23 protein-coding genes and 3 pseudogenes are annotated in these 18448 nt (G+C 50.7%); 21 read left to right on the top strand and 5 right to left on the bottom strand.

Features of this window, described 5'->3' with window-relative positions:
- The first annotated feature begins 232 nt into the window (after positions 1-232).
- From C3F22_RS18695 to C3F22_RS17660, 4 genes and pseudogenes are all read left to right on the top strand, one after another.
- Positions 233-394, top strand: coding sequence for a peptide-methionine (S)-S-oxide reductase (locus C3F22_RS18695; RefSeq protein ID WP_223290059.1), 162 nt, complete (start codon positions 233-235; stop codon positions 392-394).
- A gap of 58 nt (positions 395-452) precedes the next feature.
- Positions 453-1007: a carboxymuconolactone decarboxylase family protein gene (locus C3F22_RS17670; protein ID WP_000088799.1), complete on the top strand. Its 555-nt coding sequence runs from the start codon at positions 453-455 to the stop codon at positions 1005-1007.
- A gap of 137 nt (positions 1008-1144) precedes the next feature.
- The gene (locus C3F22_RS17665; protein WP_104427076.1) at positions 1145-1660 is read left to right on the top strand and encodes a YkgB family protein; all 516 of its coding nucleotides are present in this window, start codon (positions 1145-1147) and stop codon (positions 1658-1660) included.
- A 239-nt stretch (positions 1661-1899) separates the two neighbouring features.
- Positions 1900-2007: pseudogene (locus C3F22_RS17660) on the top strand (transposase); the annotation flags it as partial.
- Here the strand turns inward: C3F22_RS17660 and C3F22_RS17655 are convergent.
- Positions 1986-2384 (bottom strand): annotated as a pseudogene (locus C3F22_RS17655) (ATP-dependent endonuclease); the annotation flags it as partial. The pseudogenes C3F22_RS17660 and C3F22_RS17655 overlap by 22 nt on opposite strands.
- Positions 2385-2439: 55 nt before the next feature.
- On the opposite strand from C3F22_RS17655, the gene C3F22_RS17650 reads away from it, so the two are divergent.
- A complete protein-coding gene (locus C3F22_RS17650) occupies positions 2440-3372 on the top strand; it encodes an IS5-like element ISAba12 family transposase (protein WP_002114401.1) in 933 nt (310 codons plus the stop codon).
- 195 nt (positions 3373-3567) lie between these two features.
- On the opposite strand, the gene gorA is transcribed toward C3F22_RS17650, so the two are convergent.
- On the bottom strand, positions 3568-4920 hold the full coding sequence (gorA, locus tag C3F22_RS17645) for a glutathione-disulfide reductase (RefSeq protein ID WP_002122354.1): 1353 nt from the start codon (positions 4918-4920) through the stop codon (positions 3568-3570).
- Positions 4921-4998: 78 nt separating this feature from the next.
- A protein-coding gene (locus C3F22_RS17635; protein WP_085944217.1) for an IS3-like element ISAba22 family transposase occupies positions 4999-6164 on the bottom strand; the annotation gives its coding sequence in 2 pieces (ribosomal slippage) (positions 4999-5906 and positions 5906-6164; 1167 coding nt in all).
- A 90-nt stretch (positions 6165-6254) separates the two neighbouring features.
- Between C3F22_RS17635 and istB the strand changes: the two genes are divergently transcribed.
- From istB to C3F22_RS17590, 9 genes are all read left to right on the top strand, one after another.
- On the top strand, positions 6255-7013 hold the full coding sequence (gene istB, locus C3F22_RS17630; protein WP_074964445.1) for an IS21-like element ISPst3 family helper ATPase IstB: 759 nt from the start codon (positions 6255-6257) through the stop codon (positions 7011-7013).
- Between the two features lie 520 nt (positions 7014-7533).
- Positions 7534-7977 (top strand): peptide-methionine (R)-S-oxide reductase MsrB, encoded by a 444-nt coding sequence (msrB, locus tag C3F22_RS17625; RefSeq protein WP_003464965.1) that lies wholly within the window; start codon positions 7534-7536, stop codon positions 7975-7977.
- 1 nt (position 7978) lies between these two features.
- Positions 7979-8518: a peptide-methionine (S)-S-oxide reductase MsrA gene (msrA, locus tag C3F22_RS17620; RefSeq protein ID WP_003464967.1), complete on the top strand. Its 540-nt coding sequence runs from the start codon at positions 7979-7981 to the stop codon at positions 8516-8518.
- Between the two features lie 140 nt (positions 8519-8658).
- A complete protein-coding gene (locus C3F22_RS17615; protein ID WP_005006007.1) occupies positions 8659-9363 on the top strand; it encodes a glutathione S-transferase N-terminal domain-containing protein in 705 nt (234 codons plus the stop codon).
- Positions 9360-10328, top strand: a complete 969-nt coding sequence (locus tag C3F22_RS17610; protein ID WP_002118270.1) for a magnesium and cobalt transport protein CorA — start codon at positions 9360-9362, stop codon at positions 10326-10328. Before C3F22_RS17615 ends, C3F22_RS17610 begins: the two co-directional genes overlap by 4 nt.
- 91 nt (positions 10329-10419) lie before the next feature.
- Positions 10420-10728, top strand: a complete 309-nt coding sequence (locus C3F22_RS17605) for a hypothetical protein (RefSeq protein ID WP_005006003.1) — start codon at positions 10420-10422, stop codon at positions 10726-10728.
- 45 nt (positions 10729-10773) lie between these two features.
- Positions 10774-11787, top strand: coding sequence for a zinc-binding alcohol dehydrogenase family protein (locus C3F22_RS17600; RefSeq protein WP_002118279.1), 1014 nt, complete (start codon positions 10774-10776; stop codon positions 11785-11787).
- Positions 11788-11859: 72 nt separating this feature from the next.
- Entirely contained in the window at positions 11860-12291 is a 432-nt protein-coding gene (locus tag C3F22_RS17595; protein ID WP_005006001.1) for a GlcG/HbpS family heme-binding protein, read from the top strand.
- A gap of 58 nt (positions 12292-12349) precedes the next feature.
- Positions 12350-12643, top strand: coding sequence for a DUF1330 domain-containing protein (locus tag C3F22_RS17590; protein WP_010591688.1), 294 nt, complete (start codon positions 12350-12352; stop codon positions 12641-12643).
- Positions 12644-12968: 325 nt separating this feature from the next.
- On the opposite strand, the gene C3F22_RS17580 is transcribed toward C3F22_RS17590, so the two are convergent.
- Positions 12969-13439 (bottom strand): TlpA family protein disulfide reductase, encoded by a 471-nt coding sequence (locus C3F22_RS17580; protein WP_003464979.1) that lies wholly within the window; start codon positions 13437-13439, stop codon positions 12969-12971.
- Between the two features lie 185 nt (positions 13440-13624).
- Here C3F22_RS17580 and C3F22_RS18765 point away from each other — a divergent pair, with 185 nt between their 5' ends.
- The 6 genes from C3F22_RS18765 (at position 13625) to C3F22_RS18690 (ending at position 16759) form a co-directional block, all read left to right on the top strand.
- A complete protein-coding gene (locus C3F22_RS18765) occupies positions 13625-13750 on the top strand; it encodes a hypothetical protein (protein ID WP_256380712.1) in 126 nt (41 codons plus the stop codon).
- Between the two features lie 156 nt (positions 13751-13906).
- Positions 13907-14509 carry a sulfite oxidase-like oxidoreductase gene (locus C3F22_RS17575; protein WP_003464980.1) on the top strand — a complete coding sequence of 201 codons (603 nt, stop codon included), beginning with the start codon at positions 13907-13909 and terminating at the stop codon, positions 14507-14509.
- Positions 14502-15248 (top strand): ferredoxin reductase, encoded by a 747-nt coding sequence (locus C3F22_RS17570; protein ID WP_002118292.1) that lies wholly within the window; start codon positions 14502-14504, stop codon positions 15246-15248. The genes C3F22_RS17575 and C3F22_RS17570 overlap by 8 nt, the downstream gene beginning before the upstream one ends.
- Before the next feature lie 453 nt (positions 15249-15701).
- Positions 15702-15974: a glutaredoxin 3 gene (gene grxC / locus C3F22_RS17565; RefSeq protein WP_005005995.1), complete on the top strand. Its 273-nt coding sequence runs from the start codon at positions 15702-15704 to the stop codon at positions 15972-15974.
- A 67-nt stretch (positions 15975-16041) separates the two neighbouring features.
- A complete protein-coding gene (locus C3F22_RS17560) occupies positions 16042-16323 on the top strand; it encodes a DUF427 domain-containing protein (RefSeq protein ID WP_003464986.1) in 282 nt (93 codons plus the stop codon).
- A 169-nt stretch (positions 16324-16492) separates the two neighbouring features.
- On the top strand, positions 16493-16759 hold the full coding sequence (locus tag C3F22_RS18690) for a hypothetical protein (protein WP_003464988.1): 267 nt from the start codon (positions 16493-16495) through the stop codon (positions 16757-16759).
- 860 nt (positions 16760-17619) lie between these two features.
- Here C3F22_RS18690 and sdhC read toward each other — a convergent pair.
- Entirely contained in the window at positions 17620-17994 is a 375-nt protein-coding gene (gene sdhC / locus C3F22_RS17545) for a succinate dehydrogenase, cytochrome b556 subunit (RefSeq protein ID WP_005005993.1), read from the bottom strand.
- A gap of 70 nt (positions 17995-18064) precedes the next feature.
- On the opposite strand from sdhC, the pseudogene C3F22_RS17540 reads away from it, so the two are divergent.
- Positions 18065-18229 (top strand): annotated as a pseudogene (locus tag C3F22_RS17540) (IS4 family transposase); the annotation flags it as partial.
- Positions 18230-18448 lie beyond the last annotated feature (219 nt).

The following is an 18448-nucleotide window of genomic DNA, read 5'->3' as shown; positions in this document are numbered from 1 at the left end:
GGTATAGACAATCTGATTTGCCCTATATTTGCAGTTTTTCGTGAACCCTTAATTTCACAACTCTTTTAATCTGATATCCAAAGTCTGCATCCATACATAGCCCCTACGTAAACTGTCTAATAAGTCACATTATACGAACTATTGAGCATGTTATATCTATTTTACATGCTGTAAATTCAGTTCCATTAGTAAATAGATAAAAACCAAGGAGGCTTTATGAAAAATAAATAATGTGATCGTTGCCGGAGGGTGTTTTTGGAGTCTCGAAGACCTCCTTAGAAATCAGGACGGCGTGACGTCAACGAAGGTGTGTAGTGGCACTGAAATGGCGACTGCGCAAGACGTGAAGATGAGCTGTCTGATAGCAACGGATTATCAAGCAGAACCTTCTTAAATACAATTTATTCCACGCCAATACAGCGTGCTGTCTTTCAAATCACTAGGAGAAATTTATGTCACGTTTGAACACCCCTACCACAATCGACGCCGCGCCTACTGCTACCCATACCTCACTCAAGGCTGTGGAAAAACAACTGGGCCGCGTTCCTAACATGTTCCGCGTCGTTGCCAACAGCCCTGCTGCGCTGACTGGCTACCTGCAATTGAGCGCAGCATCAGCACAGGGCGGCTTGGGTACAGCGACTCTTGAGCGTATTGCCCTAGCCGTCGCTGAGATCAACGGCTGCGATTATTGCCTTGCTGCCCATTCCTTCCTAGGCCGTAAGGTGGCCAAGCTTGATGATGCTGAACTCACTGCCAACCGCAGCGGTGCATCAAATGACCCTAAGGCCGACGCAGCCGTGCGTTTTGCTGCCGCCGTAGTCCGCCAGCGCGGGCAAGTCAGCAATGACCAGGTCCAAGCGGTGCTGAACGCTGGCTACAGTGATGCACATGTAGTGGATATTCTGTTGGCTGTTGCCCTGAACACTTTCACTAACTACGTTAACGAAGTGACACAGACCGAGGTCGACTTCCCGGCCGTTCAACCACTAGGCATTGATGTCTAATCCATTGGTGCTCAACTACAGCAATTACCTAAGTTAGGTTCGACTCGAGTAAACATATAGTTTTTCTCAAGAGTCATATCATTTTAGTGGGCTACATAGAGTGAGTCCACATGGCTAAAAATAATTGGAGATATAAGATGACTATTCCCGAAATTGAAAATGGTGTCCAGACTACCAATACCCTTAGTAATAATCTCGGTGCAAAAATCACTAAGTTTGGTATAGGTGGCATCTACGTTGCCATGACGATAATATATTTGTGGTTTGGTGGCATGAAATTCACTAGCTACGAAGCAAACGGTATATATGGTTTTGTTAGTAATAGCCCTCTGCTTTCGTGGATGTATAGCTTCCTCAGCATTCAAGGATTCTCAAATTTTCTGGGTGTGCTTGAAATTTCAGTTGGCCTGTTAATCGCTGCACGAGTTTTCTCCCCTAAGCTCGCAATCTTGGGCGGTGTACTTTCAACCGGACTCTTTTTTACGACATTGTCGTTCATGCTGACTACACCCGGTGTTTTTGAGGCATCTCTTGGGTTTCCTGCGATCTCTGTGGTTCCTGGCCAGTTTTTGCTAAAAGATTTAGGCTTGTTTGTCGTGTCTATATTTATCGTAGGTACATCACTTACAGCACTGGAGCACAAAAACAAATAAGCCTCACCCGAAACAACTATAAGTTAGATGGCTCCTAAACACATTAGAGAGCCTTTATTTTTATCTTTTAAGTGCTTCAAGTACGTGCCTTACTAGAGGCTGTTGATCTTTGAGTGAAAAATGAACGGCATAGCAACAAGGTATAATGGTTTCGCCAAAAATCAAAAATACCACCGAGAACGGACGTTGCTATGCCAAGGACAATGCTAACAGATAACGCCTAGGAAGCCCTAAAGCAAATACTTAAAGAGACAGGGCGTGTTTACAATAAATATGAACACCGAAATACACTGGAAGGCATACTTTATCGTATGCGCACAGGCATTCAGTGGCGAGATTTGCCTGAAAGTTCTACTGGGGATAAATGAAAATCCTCTATCTTTTTAATATCCTTAGGAGCAAACCAATATCTTATTGCGGTATTACAGGTTCGCGTACCTTCCGCTACTGGGCATTTTTCCCATACGTTAATTTTCTTTTTTTTATTATTTTCTTTTTCCACCTTTTTGATTGAATCTAAATCAGTAACTACCAAAGTCTTAAGTTCAAGAAAGTCGAGGAGTGGATAAAAAAGATGAGCATGAGCTCCTCCAGCTTCAATACAAGTTACATACTGGCTTGCTAATTTTTGATGTTCTGGTAAGGATTTATCAACTAATTCTCTGAGGCGAGGCATTAATAACCGTTCAGTTGTCCCCTCAACCATAATCACTTTATCTGCAAAAGGCTTTGTTGCACAAACCTATCTGTAAAGGGTTTTTCAGCGATATAATTTTCAAATGAAGAAGCCTACACACAAAATCTACCGCACAACCAATTGGCCCGCATATAACCGAGCACTCATGAGTCGCGGAAATATTGCCATTTGGTTTGATCCTGCTACGCAATGGTATGCGCCATCAAAAGGCAAACAAGGGCGAAATCAAACCTACTCCGACGCAGCCATCCAATGCTGCTTAATGATTAAATCCTTATTCCGTCTGTCTTTACGTATGGTCACTGGCTTTGTGCAAAGTCTGATTAAACTTTGCGGATTAAATTGGATAGCTCCAGATTACACCACGCTTTGTAGAAGACAAAAGCATATTGATATTGTAATCAGCTACCAAAAAAGTAGCGATGGGCTGCATCTACTCATGGACTCTACAGGCATGAAGTTTCTAGGTGAGGGCGAATGGAAACGCAAGAAACATGGACCTGAATATCGTCGCCAATGGCGTAAACTTCATATTGGTATAGATGCTAAAACCCTGCAAATACGAGCAGTTCAGCTTACAACCAATAATGTCAGTGATTCACAGGTGCTTGGTGATTTACTTAATCAGATTCCACAAGATGAGCGGATTAACTCTGTTTATACCGATGGAGCTTATGACACCAAGCAATGCCGTCAGGTCATTGCAGATCGGCAAGCGCATGCGGTGATTCCACCTAGAAAAAATGCGAAACCATGGAAAGATACAAAGAGTAGCTCGCTAGAGCGAAATGAATTACTTCGAACAATTAAACGTTTAGGCAGGACACTATGGAAAAAATGGTCAGGCTATCATCGGCGAAGTTTGGTTGAAACTAAGATGCATTGCATCAAATTATTAGGAGATAAACTCAGTGCAAGGAGTTTTGATAGCCAAGTGAATGAGATCCATGCACGTGTAGCAGTCCTTAACAGATTTACGGAATTAGGTCGACCACTTACCCAAGTTACGCCTTAAATTTGGCTCAATTAGGGGCGCTTTGCATTTCAAATCTTTGTGCAACAAAGCCGAGCATGTGCTGTTTGTGATAAATTGAGATTATGTTGAGTGAGTTCTCTAATAATTCTAAGTTGTTGAAAGTTCATAATTTGGATATAGAATATAAAAATAAGAGCAAATATATAAATAAATGCTCTTTTAGATGATCAATGATTAACGCATTGTGACGAATTCTTCAGCAGAAGTCGGATGAATTGCTAAAGTGTTATCGAAGTCTTTTTTAGTTGCTCCCATTTTTAAAGCAACAGCAAAGCCTTGCAGAATTTCATCCATACCGTATCCAATACCATGAATTCCGACCACTTTCTCATCAGTTCCTACACAAATTAATTTCATTTTTGTGAGTTGTCGATGTTCTGTTATCGCTGTATACATGGATGTAAAGGAAGAACTATAAATTTTGATGGCATCTTTACCAAATTTTTCTATGGCTTGATCTTCGGTTAATCCAACTGTTCCAATAGGTGGGTGACTAAACACCACAGTCGGAATATTTTCATAATCTAAATGTTCATTTGGCTTATTGTTAAATAAACGTTCAGACAGTCTTCGACCCGCTGCCACAGCAACAGGTGTTAACTCGACTTTACCTGTAATATCACCCACTGCATAAATGCCAGACTGTGTTGTATTTTGATATGCATCAACATGAATAAAGCGATTCTCGTTCAATTGAACTTGAGTCTTATTAAGATTGATCGCTTCAGTTGCAGGTTTTCTACCAATTGCCCAAATCAAGCAATCTACACTATGTTCTGTACCATCTTCTAGGTGTAATACAAGTGAGTTATCTTGAACTTTAGTCACTTTGTTAATCTGACTATGAGTATGCACGTTAATATTTTCACTGCGCATATTCTCTAATAGTGTTTTACCAAGGAAATGATCTAATCCACGCAAAGGCTGATGTTTACGAATAAATAATTGTACATTCGAACCCAATGCATTAAGAACACCTGCCAATTCCACAGCAATATAGCCAGAACCAACAATAGCAGTCCGCTTCGGTAAGTGTTCTAATCCGAAGAAACCATTGGAATCAATACCATATTCAGCACCTTCAATTTCAGGTTTGAATGCTTGAGTCCCCGTAGCAATTAAAATATGGTCAGCTGTGTACGTTTCACCATTTACTTCAATTGTTTGAGCATCTAAAAATTTTGCAAAACCTCGAATGACATCAACATTATTTTTAGCTAGTCCTGTGTCATACGATGTATGTATTCGGCTGATATAGGCTTGTCTGTTTTCAACTAATTTCTTCCAGTTAAAGGATTTCAATTCTGTATTAAAGCCATAGTCAGGACCATATTTATGAATCGCATCGGCAATTTGAGCTGAATACCACATCACTTTTTTAGGAACACATCCTACGTTGACACAGGTTCCACCAATATCACCCATTTCTATCAGTGCACATTTCTTACCATACATGGCAGCACGATTGACTGATGCAATACCGCCACTGCCTCCGCCAATCGCAATATAATCATAGTGTTTAGACATAAATGAAATTCCTGTTTTTTAGATTTAAAAAGTTAATGATATACGCTGAATTATCAGGAGACTTTCCCTTGGGAGATTCTAGGCAGCCAACTTATAAAAGTCTTCGGCCATTTGATTTGGTGTCTTAAAACCCAAACCCTTTTGAATTCTTCGATGATTATAAAATAATTCAATGTATTTTATAATATCTGCTTTGGCTTCTTCTCTGGTTTGATAGTTGTAATGATGCACTAACTCATTTTTCAGTATTCCCCAAAAGCTTTCAATCGGTGCATTATCGTAACAGTCTCCGCGCTTGCTCATTGAACCTTGAAAACCATATTGCTCAAGTATATTTCGATATTCATGGCTGCAATATTGACTTCCTCTGTCTGAATGCACAATCAGTTCTTTGGTTGGTTTTTGATTGTGAATAGCCATATTTAGCGCATTACAAACAAGCTGTGCTGTCATGCGCTCATTTAAGCTATAGCCAACCACTTGTTTCGTGTAAAGGTCTTTTACCGCTGCTAAGTACAGCCATCCTTCAACAGTCCATATGTACGTAATATCACTTGACCATGCTTGATTTGGTCTAGTCATTGAGAATTGTTGCTCCAGCAGGTTTTCATAGATCGCTCGATTATGGTCACTATTCGTAGTCCTTTTAAAACGCTTGTGTCGCTTACAATACAGGTGGTTCAGCGCTTTTATCTGACGTACAGCGTACATACTCATTTTTATGCCCTGAGCTTGTAAGTATTTGGTTAATCGAATATAACCATAGCTCTGCCTTGTCTCCTCATGGGCTATTTTCACCAATATCGTCTGTTGATTTCGTTGAATCGTTCTTTTGCTCACGCCTCTCTTGAGCCAATCATAAAAACATGAAACTGAAACATGAAGTAATCGAGCCATTAAGGTAATTGGAAAAGAATATCTTTTTTGTTTCATATAGGCGTACCTTACTGACTTTCTTTGGCAAAGTACGCTGCTGCCTTTTTTAAAAATTCACGTTCCATTTCAGCTATTTTGAGCTGTTGTTTGAGTTTTTTATTTTCTTCGAGTAGAGCGTTTAGATCAGGTGAATACTGTTTTGTACCTGCTAAAGTTCCAGCCTTTGCTTTGGTATTCCAATTTGAAAGAGTTTGCATTGAAATGCTAAGTTGTCTAGCTGTTTCCGAGACATTGCCTTGATTGGCTTCAATTAATTTGATGGCTTCAGCTTTAAATTCTGTGGTGTAAGTCTTGTGTTTCTTGCTCATGGTAAACTCCTGATGAGTGTGTTTAGTTTACCAAGTTAAAACCTCCTGTTTTTTCAGCACACATCACTCAAGGAGCTGCGCCTGCACGGCATGGCCACGGCCTGGGCGGAGTTGACTGCGCAGGGTGAGTCGAACACAGCCTCGTCCAAGTGGCTGCTCGAACACCTGCTGGAACAAGAGCACACAGATCGCGCCATGCGCTCGGTGAGCCACCAGATGAACATGGCCAAGCTGCCGATGCACCGCGACCTGGCCGGCTTCGACTTCAGCGCCTCCAGCGCAGACGCTCGTTTGATCAGCGAACTGGCCAGTCTGGCCTTTACCGACACCGCGCAGAACGTGGTGCTGATCGGTGGGCCTGGCACCGGTAAAACCCACCTGGCCACTGCGCTGGCCGTGTCCGGCATCACCCGGCACGGCAAGCGCGTGCGCTTCTACTCCACGGTCGATCTGGTCAATCTGCTGGAGCGCGAAAAGCACGACGGCAAAGCCGGGCGGATCGCCCAAGCTCTGCTGCGCATGGATCTGGTCATCCTCGACGAACTGGGTTATCTGCCCTTCAGCCAGGCCGGCGGTGCGTTGCTGTTTCACCTGCTATCCAAGCTGTACGAACACACCAGCGTGGTGATCACCACCAACCTGAGCTTCGCCGAATGGTCGAGCGTGTTCGGCGACGCCAAGATGACCACCGCCCTGCTGGATCGGCTGACCCACCACTGCCACATCGTCGAAACCGGTAACGAGTCCTATCGCCTGCAACACAGTAGCTTGGCGGCCCAGGCCAAGATCAAATCACGGGAGCGAAAGCGTAAGGGCGGCCAGGAACCGGAGGACGATGAGCCGTTCTGATTTCATGGCGACGACGGCCTGCTACATGGCTGCGTGTGGCAGGTCTTAAACAACTGAACTGGGCTAGCGAAGGAGTGGGGGCAACAGCAGCTGCGCTGGTAGACTTATCCACAGTTGCTGGTAACAAAATCAGCAATCCGCCCTGGGTCAAATTTCAATCGGCAGGGTGGGTCAATTTTCCATCAGCGCCAACACACTAAGCAACCATCAGAAAATTTTGACTGTACGCCAAAAAATTCGCATCTACCAGCATCTAAACAGGCGTTGTTGATTATCATAAAACACTGACACTGTATTATATAATCGTGCTTTTGTGTTATTTTTTTAATATTTACTGATTACGTACTTGCTTAACCACTCAGTTGCGCTAGAATTAATAGACGCGAAATTTAAATCTCTAATTTTCCAACACTTAGTAAAACCTCGTTTGCCATCCCACTACCATTGTAGGAGCAAATCAGGAGACATAAAAAATTAGCGGTAGCGTGCCTGGCCCTCTAGATAAGTATTGGAGACTGTAATGAAGTTTGAAAAGTCACAGACAGCAATCGACCACCTGACTCCCGAGCAACACCGAATTACCCAGGAGGCGGGCACCGAAAGGCCCTTCACGGGCGAGTACAACGACAACAAGGAGCCTGGCATCTACGTCGACATAGTGTCGGGAGAGCCACTGTTCGCTTCGACGGACAAGTTCGATTCGGGTACTGGCTGGCCCAGCTTCACCAAGCCGATCGTTTCGGCAAACGTGAACGAGGTGCGGGACAGCGCACACGGCATGGTCCGGACGGAGGTCAGGTCAGTACACGCAGACAGTCATCTCGGCCATGTGTTCCCCGATGGTCCTTCCGACCGCGGCGGTCTGCGGTACTGCATCAACTCAGCGTCCCTTCGCTTCATCCCGCGCGACGAGATGGAGTCCGAGGGATACGGTGAATATCTCGATCAAGTAGAGGAGGCTTAACATGCATCAGCGCGCTGTTCTCGCAGGAGGATGTTTCTGGGGCATGCAGGATCTGATCCGCAAGCGGCCCGGCATCATCTCGACCCGTGTGGGTTACACGGGCGGCGATATTCCGAACGCCACGTATCGTAATCACGGCACGCATGCCGAGGGGATCGAGATTGTCTTCGACCCGACAGTGACGAGCTACCGGAACATCCTGGAATTCTTCTTCCAGATCCACGATCCGACGACGCTGAACCGCCAGGGCAATGATCGTGGGCTCTCCTACCGGTCGGGCATCTATTATGTCGACGAGGAGCAGAAGCGCGTCGCCGAGGATACGATCGCCGATGTGGATGCCTCGGGGCTGTGGGATGGCAAAGTGGTGACCGAGGTCCAGCCGGTCGGCGAGTTCTGGGAGGCCGAGCCCGATCACCAGGATTATCTGGAGAAGCGCCCGGGCGGCTACACCTGCCACTTCGTCCGTCCCGGCTGGGTGCTTCCGAAGCGCCAAAAGGTTGACGACGTACAGCCAGCGGCCGGGACCGCGGCGGAATAGGCTTCACTGCCGTTGCCACTGCGCCGGTCCGGTCCGCAATCTTCGTGACCGCGTCGTTCAGCGACGCGGTCATCGAACCCTACTTCAGAGTGACGGCTCGTTCCAGTCAGTCGCCATCGCAACACCAGGATCGCAGATTTATGCCAGACCTCTCGTCCTTTCCGATCACGCAGCGCTGGCCGGCATCTCATCCCGATCGCCTGCAACTCTACGCAGCCCCTACGCCCAATGGCGTCAAGGTCTCGATCATGCTTGAGGAGACTGGCCTGGCGTACGAGCCCCACCTGATCGACATCTCGAACAACGAGTCGAAGGATCCGGCGTTCGTGTCGCTGAACCCGAACGGACGCATACCGGCGATCATCGATCCGGCTGGCCCTGACGGTAGACCCATCGCCTTATGGGAATCCGGTGCGATCCTCCTCTATCTGGCCGACAAGACGGGTCAGTTCATCTCCACCGAACCAGGCCAGCGTTACGAGACCCTAGCGTGGGTGTTCTTTCAGATGTCGGCCATCGGGCCGATGTTCGGACAGCTAGGCTTTTTCCTGCGATTTGCCGGCAAGGACTATGAGGACAAGCGACCTCGGCAGCGCTTTGTTGATGAATCCAGGCGTCTTCTCGGGGTCCTGGATCACCGGCTGGAGGGCCGCGAATGGATTGTCGATGATTACTCGATCGCGGACATTGCGACGTTTGGCTGGGTGAATGCGCTGGTCGAATTCTACGCAGCGGGCGACATCCTCGGCCTAAGCAGCTATTCGAACGTGCAGGCATGGCTCGAACGCGGGCTGGCGCGACCGGCTGTACAGCGTGGCCTGCGAATTCCTGCGAGGCCTGCATGACCATTATCGCCGCATATTATTACAACGAAGGTAAGCGAGTCCGTGAAATCAGGCTCGATGAGCACGTCGAACTAAACGAGAATCGCTCGGGCTTCTGCTGGATCGCGCTTAGCGAGCCCACCGCAGACGAACTCAGCGCGATCCAGACGACGTATAACCTCCATCCTTTGGCGATCGACAACGCCATGCACCCGCTGTGCCCGCCCAAGCTCGAGGTCTACAACGATGAGTTGTACGTCGTCGCCCAGACCGCCGAGCTGGTCGGCGACCGGATCAGCTACGGCAAGATGGCGATCTTCACCGGTCACAATCACCTTATCACCGTGCGGCACGGCAATGCCGGAGCGCTGGGCAAACTTCGGGAGCAACTCGAGGCATCGCCGACGCAGTTCGGCAAGGGTGTCGACTATGTGCTGCACGCGATCTTGCACCGAGTGGTCGACCAGTATCTGCCCATCTTCGAAATGATCGAGGACGACGTCCTGGCGATGGAGCGACGGTCGCTGCACGATTTCCTCGGGCCAGAAGAGGTGGCGCGAATCTTCGAACTAAGGTCCGAACTCACGCGGTTCCAGCGCACGCTCGGGGCTATGGCCGAGCTGGTGCGAAAGCTCGTTCGCGGCCACTTTCCCTGCATCAGCGCCGAAATGACACCATATTTCCACGACGTCGCGGACCATGTCCACCGCGTGCAGTCCATGGTCGACGGCCTCCTGCTTGTCCTGTCCACGGTCTTCGAGGCCAGCAGCCTTCTGGAAGCGCAAAGGATCGGTGTGGTCACTCGCCAGCTCGCGGCCTGGGCGGCGATCTTGACGGTCCCGACGGCGATCGCCGGAATATATGGCATGAACTTCAAGCACATGCCGGAACTGGACACGCCATATGGCTACTTCGTCGTGCTCGGAGTGATAGCGGTGTTCTGCCTTCTCCTGTTCATGCGCTTCAAGAAGGCCAAGTGGCTATGAGTAACGCACTTCGCGAGCTTCTCCGTCCGCCGAGTCACAGCGCGCTTTGTGCGCGAGCGTGTCCAATCCAGTTCAAGATGAAGGTGCTTCCATGACCTCCCAGGTGACCGACGTTCTAGAAGCAGTCCAGTCATTCATCGCCAACGGCTATGACCGCGAATACCGCGTCAAGGACGGCAATCTCGTCGATCTCGAACTAGGGTCAACCCTCGATGCATGCAGCATTCGCGTCGATGCGGCGTTGCGCCTCGAGAGCGGGGACGACGGCGAAGATGCCTCCAACATCTACGCGATCACCGATCCGGCGACAGAGCATAAAGGCCTGTTGATCGACGTGTTCGATGAAATCTGCTACCGCGACCCAGTTCAAGAGTCGGGACCTCAATGTAGAAGAAGTTGACTAACGAGCATTCGCGTCATCCGATCAAGCAAGCTGGAGACATTTATGAAAGCCATTGGTTACAAGGTTCCGGGACCCATCGCCGCGGATGCCGCGCTGGTCGACATCAATCTGCCTCGGCCTGTCGCTGCAGGATACGATATCCTGGTTGAGGTGAAGGCCGTCTCGGTCAACCCGGTCGACTACAAGGTCCGCAACAGCACGCCGCCGGCAGATGGCGATTGGAAGGTGCTGGGATGGGATGCCGCCGGGATTGTGCGCGAGGTCGGCCCCGACGTCACGCAGTTCGAGTTAGGCGACGAGGTCTATTATGCCGGATCGATCACACGGCCCGGTACCAATGCGGAGTTCCATCTCGTCGACGCCCGGATTGTCGGTCACAAACCTGCGTCGCTCTCCTGGGCGGAAGCGGCGGCGCTGCCGCTGACGACGTTGACGGCCTGGGAGGCGATGTTCGACCGCCTGGACGTGGCGAAGCCCGTACCCGGTGCGGCGGAGGCGATCCTCATCATCGGTGGCGCGGGCGGGGTTGGGTCGATCGCCGTCCAGATCGCGCGACAGCGCACGGACCTCACCGTCATCGCCACAGCCTCTCGACCGGAAACCCAAGAGTGGGTAAGAGGGCTTGGAGCTCACCACGTCATCGACCATTCTCGTCCGCTCGCGCCACAGATCGCCGAACTCGGCATCGGTGCTCCCGCTTTCGTCTTTTCGACCACACATACCGAGCAACATGTCGCCGACATCGCCGAACTGATCGCCCCACAAGGACGGTTCGGACTGATCGACGATCCCAAGGCATTCGATATCATGGTTTTCAAGCGCAAGGCGGTGTCGATCCACCACGAGCTGATGTTCACGCGGTCGATCTACGGCACGCCCGACATGAATGAGCAGGGCGAGATTCTGGATGCGATGGCAGCGCTGGTTGACGACGGCAAAATCCGCACGACGCTGACCCGGCGACTGTCGCCGATCAATGCCGCCAATCTGAAGACGGTGCATGCACTGATCGAAAGTGGCGCGGCTAAAGGCAAGATCGTCCTCGAAGGCTTCTAACGACCGCGATCGCCAAACATCTTGTCCAACCTCAAAAAGCCGAACGGGTTATGCCCCAGCGATGAGAATCCCATGACCAAATCTATTGCCACCGCCTCGATCAACCGCGAAACCGCAGTCGCCCTCATCGACGCGGCGCTCGCTGCGGCCCGTGCCATCGGCATCCCGGCTGCCGTCGCCGTCGTCGACGCCACCGGTAACCTGCGCGCGTTCGAGCGCACCGACGATGCGCCGTTCCTTACCGTCGATGTTGCCATCGACAAGGCCTGGAGTTCCGCCTCGTTTGGGTTCCCGACCCATGTCTGGAACGACTATGTGACCAACGATCCAAAAGTGGCGCCGCTAGCCTATCGCCCTCGGATGGTCGCTGTCGGCGGCGGTTATCCGATTCTGGAGGATGGGAAGTTGATCGGCGGCATAGGCATCTCCGGAGGCAACTATCAGCAGGATCAGGATGCGTGCGTCGAGGCACTCATGAAAATCGGGTTCCAGTTGCCAGCCTGACGACTGTGAGGCCATCACCGGTGGTAATGGCCAACAGATCCAACCTTTGAGAGGCCTAATGATGGAAGCGTTCGTCGTCTTTACGCGGGAAGAAACCAGCGACCCACATGCACTCGCAACCTATTCTGCAGGCGTCGGACCATCGTTCGATGGTCACGACGTTACCTTTCTCGCCGCTTATGGCGCGATCCAGCATTTGGAGGGGCCGCCCATCGAAGGGGCCGTAATCTTGCGTTTCCCGACGATGCAGGCCGCTCGCGACTGGTATGACAGTCCCGCCTACCAAACCATCGCTGCTCAACGCTTTGCCGGTTCCCGTTACCGCGCCTTTATCATTGAAGGGCGGCGGTGACATACCGACAGAAGCACTTCGGCGCTGACCACGAGGTATCGGCGTGTGAACTCGCATCTTGGGAATCTGTGGGGGGGACCAAGACAGCGGCGCTAGGGGCTCATATCGTCGATCGGATCAGAGAGTTGCTCGGCGAGAATGGGTTATCTATTGCCGAGCTGACGGAGCGGAGCCGCCCTCTCCCAACGGATTGATTCAATCGTTGACGCTCCTCCTATCCGGATCCGGGTTTTCGCACGCTGATCAACAGAGTTACAGCGCGCAACGCCTGTAGTGGGCATCAGGGGATGGGTGGCAATCAGGATGATTGCCCACCTTCCAACGATTAACCTTGCTCAAGTTGCTTCACTAGTCGCTCCGCGTCGAGATGGAAGTCCGAGAAAACAATGCTACCGCCAGCGTCGATAACCGTAAACCACGGAGTTCCTCGTGTGCGGTAGTCTTCCATGAAGGTTGGAAACGGCGAGCCGGTCGGTTGCTCGTCGTGACCGAAAACGATAGGAAGCTCATACTTGAGCTGGTTCACGCGCAACTTCTCGAAGGTATTCTCATGCGTTCCTTCGAAGACGGTCTGGATCACTGCGAACCCCACGTCTTTTGAGCTCAACGCTGCATGCAACTTTTGTAGCGTCGGAAACCCATGCAAATGGCAACCTTGGCACCAATGCTGGAAGGCAAACAAGATTTTCGGGCCGGGCCCGATATCTGACAGTTTGAACGGCGCGATACTTTCCCCATCTTTGCCAATCCATTTTTGCACCCGCAGCTCAGGCGCTTGTCGTTCGATCTCGTTCATCTGATCCTCCAACCCCGATACAGAAGCTTAGTGGATGATCGCGCGTCGCGACGGTGCGCGAACGTCCGACCTTATTTTCCCTATTTCCTGAAGCCAGAATAGATCAGATCGACATTTCGTCCTTAATATACTCAAGCTGCCGGCGAGCGCGAACTGGGCAACCATGCGCTGGTGAGCCTTGAGCTTTGCACGCTGCCCATCCGTTTGAGAGCGAACCTGCAACTTCCGCTCCGCATACCGCAGATCAGCGTACGCAGCCTTGGGGTTATCTACCCTATAGCCATTGGGTATTGGGAATCATGCTGGCCTGACGCTATGTTCGATACGCGATTTTTTACGATGATAGAGCATCTGTATCTGATTTTTAGTCGATTGGCTTATTCGGCGGATGTGCGGGCAAATGCTTTACGCAGAGTACTGAAATGAAGGCCGGCTTCGGTCTGCCGTATCGAGCAAGAGGGGTCACTATGGTCACCAGAGGTTTCACCGGTCGCGGTTCAGGCGACCAGTCCGATCGGATTCCGCCAGGTCAGCATCTGGTGGAGGATTTCCCTGTTCTGTCGGCCGGCCCTACGCCGAGGGTAGAGCCCTCCGACTGGAAATTCACAGTCAAAATTGGTCCGAAGCCCGTCAAAACGTGGAATTGGGGCGAATTCAACACTCTACCAAAGACCCAGGTGACAAAGGATATTCACTGCGTCACCTCTTGGTCCAAACTGGATACCGTTTGGGAGGGTGTACTCATTGAAGACATCCTTGCAGATGCAGAGCTTGATCGGCCTACCGATTTCGTCTTGGCGCACTGCTACGATAATTATTCGACAAACGTCCCTCTGACGGATCTGCTTTCCGGGAAAGCGATGGTCGCCCTCAGTTATGCGGGCAAGCCACTTTCCCGCGATCATGGGGGGCCGGCGCGTCTTCTAGTGCCGCACCTTTACTTCTGGAAATCCGCCAAATGGGTGAATGCGCTGCAATTCACGACGCGTGACGAGGCCGGCTTTTGGGAGCTGCACGGCTATCACATCTACGGCGATCCGTGGCGCGAACAACGATACACCCATGACTGAAAACGAAGCGCAAGTCCGTTCGTGGCAATCATGCGTGATCGACGACATCATCCAGCAAACACCGAGTATCAAGAGCTTCTTCCTTCGGTTGAGCAAGCCGTTCGCGCACACCGCAGGTCAGCACGTCGATATCCGGCTGACCGCGCCCGACGGCTACAGTGCAATGCGCAGCTACTCGATCGCGTCATCGGCAGTTTCGACCCCGATCGTCGAGATAGCTATCGAGCGCATGCCGGATGCCGAAGTTTCGCCGTTTTTTCACGACATCGCGGCGATTGGTGACGAAATCGAAGTTCGCGGTCCGCTCGGTGGCCATTTCCTTTGGCCTGAGCCTGCCATAGATCCGGTTCTGTTGATCGGGGGAGGCTCCGGCCTCGTGCCGTTGATGGCAATGATCCGGCAGCGCCGCGCATTGGCCCAAGCCGTTCCGACAGCGTTGCTCCTGTCCGCACGAACCGCCGAGGACGTTCTCTTCTCAGAAGAACTTCATTGCATCGAAATCAGCGATCCGGCGTTCGTCCTGGCGCTCGCGATTACGCGCGAGAAACCGGTTCGCGCATCGGACTTTGCGCGACGGATCGACGGCATGATGGTCCAAGAAATTCTAACCAGGCTTCAGGGAAAGCCGACGCAAGTGTTCGTCTGCGGGTCTAATGGATTCGTCAACATCGCAACCGATAGCGCGCTGCTGGCGGGCTTGGACGCCTCCATCATCAAGACGGAGCGCTACGGGGGCTAGCGGCGCGAGCTATCTCACGTCGCGCCGATCGTAGACGTGCGCCCTGGGAAGCTTTGGCGATCAACGTGAACCGTTTTGCCGAACACAGTCTTCGTACCCCCCGGCCTCTAGAACGCCTTCGCTCGCGATACCTGGCTCGACATCAAGCTCAATTTGAAAGTTCCTGCACTATCCGTCGTCCTGATATGCTCGACCAGCATGATGGGCGATTCGAGCGGGACCGCTTCCGTCCCAATCGAGGCTCGGTTACCTTAGAGCATCGGCTCGGCGCTACAGGAGGCGCGTGCGGCCTCTGCCTGGCGGTGAAAGCACTTTGGGCCATGTCGCCTGGATAGCGGCCAATCGTCAGCATCTGCTCCGATGTCGGCCAAGGTGCAGTCGCCATCTTTGAACGCCGCGAATTGGAGATCAACGCCATGACAGCGATCCGCGTGCAACTGCCGGAGATGCAATATGACAACTGATGTATTGCTGTACACCACGAATTGGTGCCCGTTCTGCCGCCGAGCGAAGGCGCTCCTCAAGGAAAAGGGCGTGCGATGGAAGGAGCTCGATATTGAGGCGGATCCGGCTCACCGGCAGGCCATGGCGGAAGCGTCGGGGCGAAGCTCCGTGCCGCAGATCTTCATCAATGGCACCCTTATCGGTGGCTCCGATGAGCTATTCGCGCTCGATGTCAGAGGCGAGCTCGACAAACTTCTCGGGCGCAACCCGCCTGCCACCTGAGGAGGTGCGGCTTGGGGCAGCCAGCCCGCGAGCCTTCGCCGGTTGATGAATACAAAAGGAGAGTCCGTTGGTCTCAGCCATCTGGAAAGACACTACTATCGCCACAAGCGACGAAACAGTCATCGTCGAGGGAAATCACTACTTCCCACCGTCAGGAGTCGACCTGAGCCTGCTTGAGATGAGCCCGCACACATCTGTCTGTCCGATCAAAGGCGCCGCGCGCTTCTTTCATGTTCGCGCGGGTGACGCGCTCAACGTGAACGCCGCTTGGACCTATCCCGCCCCCACTCCGGATGCCGAGGGTATCCGGGATTACATCGCTTTCTGGAAAGGCGTGGACGTTGCCTAGCAGACTGGACGGACGACTTCGCTGATAGCCATGCGGGCGCCGACATCTCAATTATCCTGCCCACCCCGGGCCTCGTCGGCTGCAGGAATCTGCCCGGCACCTTAGCGCGACCCGGCACTGGCGGTCTCGCACCCGCCGCGCCTCTGTTCTATCAATAAGGATGGATGACATGGAGCATTCCGAGTTCGATGCCGCTTTCGCGAAGCTTGCGGAGGGATACAGAGAAGGGACTTATGAAGGCCGGCGTTTCAGCTTGATCGTCCGGCGATCTGGGGACGGACGTCGCAACAGTCTGTTCGCCAGGGAGTTGGACGGGACTGACATTGTCAGCTTCAACCTCTTCCGCGTTACATCAGATAGGACATTGTTGAAGCCGTGCGAAATGTCCGCCGAAAAGGTCGTAGCGTTCGTGCTGGAGTTCCGACCGGACACCTGACGGGCAGAAGAAGATCCCGGCCAACCGGCGCGCCTGCGACGGCCGGCTATCTAAGGCTGCGCAAGCCTATAGCCGCAGCTCATTGCACTTCGTCTGGCGAGGAATTCAACATCGATACGTCGCCATCCGCGGGGATATCGGTACAGGCGCCCGTGTAAGCCAGATTGAGAAATCCTAAGCGATGACTAACACCAATGACGCCACCCTTCCGACACATTCTATTCTTGAGGAATGCACAGCGATGGCTGTCGTCAACGCTCTGAAGATTATTCTGAAGAACAGCTACGCGATCTACCTTAAGACAAAAAATGCCACTCGGGCGCATCCCGCCCCTACTTCAGGGACTTTCACTTGCTTCTCGCTCTGTCACTCACAGCATCGGCACGCCCATGACGCATGGTATCCAGGCCTCATAATTTTCCCATATAACCTTCTTGTCTTTTGCGCACCCAGAAAGACTCGAGGCTTTAACTGGACAGATGAGCCCTCGAGGGTAGTGTTCACCTGATTGGCTTTCTCATATCTGATGTTGATTCGCACAGTGTGCCAACCAGGTGATAGTTTCAAAAAACCTGCGCTTCAGAGCGAATTAGACGATCTTCGATAAGAGCGATCCGCCTCAAAATCCAAAACATCTAACATTGTCCTAGAGCCATATTTGTACCTAGTACTATGGCGCTCCCATTAACACATTTGATGATGCACAGAAAACTTAGCTCATGATAGCTTTCAGCTAACAGCTATTCGGAAGCCCGAAAGGATTCAACCGTTTAAGCGTGAACCGTCGATTATAAATACTTTCGTAAGTTAGCTTTAAAGGACGCTTTTAGTCCTTGTAAATACGCATTACGACTCCACAGCTACCAAATCCATACGGCGCCAGCAACCATTAAAACACCCGACACTACTAAAACAATAGTAGAGGCGCGATTGCTGCCTTTCAAAGTATGACCAACACCCACATCCATAACTAGGTGTCGAATTCCGGCTACGAGATGATAAATAAATGAAGAGTATACCAACCAGAAACTAACTTTGCCGAAAGGTGAAGAAAAAATCTCCTTGACTTCATTAAAACCCTTTTCTGACTCCAACGATTTGCTCAGCATATACAGTATCAGTCCCAGAAAAATAAAGAGCATAATTCCTGAAATCCGGTGCAGAATCGATGTAAGCGCCGTGAGAGGAAGCTGAATGGTTCGAATATCAAGATTAACCGGCCGCTTTTTATTCATTTTGACTCCAGTCAACAATTCTAGTGGGGGATTTCAGTTTTCGATCTCATTCATCATAGCAGCTGTAACAAAAATAAAGAAGCATGGACGACTCTCAATGAGTTTATTTCGCTATGGTTTAGACTATGTTCAAATGGCGATTCAGCGTTTAATTGGTTTTGGGAAAAAAGAAGAGTTTAAGGAAATTTTGGCAATTTTAAGAAGGCAGAATCCTGATAGGATAAGGGTTCTGTGAAATTTGTCGTGTACAGAGTAATTTTTTATAGGGAGGTTAATGAACCTATAAATTCTAATTTATAAAAAAGCAATAAGTTAATGTAATAAGTGATGATTATCTAATCGTTAATTAATGAAGTAGACTTCAGGTGAACATAAGTTAAACGAAGTATACTAAACAATAACTTTATATATGTCTTACATTCATCTGATTTTTAGTTAAATAAGATCCTGTTAC

Source organism: Acinetobacter sp. ACNIH1, assembly GCF_002934695.1.
In the GTDB taxonomy this organism is placed as follows: Bacteria; Pseudomonadota; Gammaproteobacteria; order Pseudomonadales; family Moraxellaceae; genus Acinetobacter; species Acinetobacter variabilis.
Note: the sequence above shows the minus strand (reverse complement) of the source record. Positions and strands in the feature narration are given on the sequence as shown.

What these genes read in the sequence shown, in the direction of transcription:
- C3F22_RS17670 (WP_000088799.1), top strand. Translation starts at nt 453, where the DNA reads ATGTCACGTTTGAACACCCCTACCACAATCGACGCCGCGCCTACTGCT.
- C3F22_RS17665 (WP_104427076.1), top strand. Translation starts at nt 1,145, where the DNA reads ATGACTATTCCCGAAATTGAAAATGGTGTCCAGACTACCAATACCCTT.
- C3F22_RS17650 (WP_002114401.1), top strand. Translation starts at nt 2,440, where the DNA reads ATGAAGAAGCCTACACACAAAATCTACCGCACAACCAATTGGCCCGCA.
- gorA (WP_002122354.1), bottom strand. Translation starts at nt 4,920, where the DNA reads ATGTCTAAACACTATGATTATATTGCGATTGGCGGAGGCAGTGGCGGT.
- istB (WP_074964445.1), top strand. Translation starts at nt 6,255, where the DNA reads ATGGCCACGGCCTGGGCGGAGTTGACTGCGCAGGGTGAGTCGAACACA.
- msrB (WP_003464965.1), top strand. Translation starts at nt 7,534, where the DNA reads ATGAAGTTTGAAAAGTCACAGACAGCAATCGACCACCTGACTCCCGAG.
- msrA (WP_003464967.1), top strand. Translation starts at nt 7,979, where the DNA reads ATGCATCAGCGCGCTGTTCTCGCAGGAGGATGTTTCTGGGGCATGCAG.
- C3F22_RS17615 (WP_005006007.1), top strand. Translation starts at nt 8,659, where the DNA reads ATGCCAGACCTCTCGTCCTTTCCGATCACGCAGCGCTGGCCGGCATCT.
- C3F22_RS17610 (WP_002118270.1), top strand. Translation starts at nt 9,360, where the DNA reads ATGACCATTATCGCCGCATATTATTACAACGAAGGTAAGCGAGTCCGT.
- C3F22_RS17605 (WP_005006003.1), top strand. Translation starts at nt 10,420, where the DNA reads ATGACCTCCCAGGTGACCGACGTTCTAGAAGCAGTCCAGTCATTCATC.
- C3F22_RS17600 (WP_002118279.1), top strand. Translation starts at nt 10,774, where the DNA reads ATGAAAGCCATTGGTTACAAGGTTCCGGGACCCATCGCCGCGGATGCC.
- C3F22_RS17595 (WP_005006001.1), top strand. Translation starts at nt 11,860, where the DNA reads ATGACCAAATCTATTGCCACCGCCTCGATCAACCGCGAAACCGCAGTC.
- C3F22_RS17590 (WP_010591688.1), top strand. Translation starts at nt 12,350, where the DNA reads ATGATGGAAGCGTTCGTCGTCTTTACGCGGGAAGAAACCAGCGACCCA.
- C3F22_RS17580 (WP_003464979.1), bottom strand. Translation starts at nt 13,439, where the DNA reads ATGAACGAGATCGAACGACAAGCGCCTGAGCTGCGGGTGCAAAAATGG.
- C3F22_RS17575 (WP_003464980.1), top strand. Translation starts at nt 13,907, where the DNA reads ATGGTCACCAGAGGTTTCACCGGTCGCGGTTCAGGCGACCAGTCCGAT.
- C3F22_RS17570 (WP_002118292.1), top strand. Translation starts at nt 14,502, where the DNA reads ATGACTGAAAACGAAGCGCAAGTCCGTTCGTGGCAATCATGCGTGATC.
- grxC (WP_005005995.1), top strand. Translation starts at nt 15,702, where the DNA reads ATGACAACTGATGTATTGCTGTACACCACGAATTGGTGCCCGTTCTGC.
- C3F22_RS18690 (WP_003464988.1), top strand. Translation starts at nt 16,493, where the DNA reads ATGGAGCATTCCGAGTTCGATGCCGCTTTCGCGAAGCTTGCGGAGGGA.
- sdhC (WP_005005993.1), bottom strand. Translation starts at nt 17,994, where the DNA reads ATGAATAAAAAGCGGCCGGTTAATCTTGATATTCGAACCATTCAGCTT.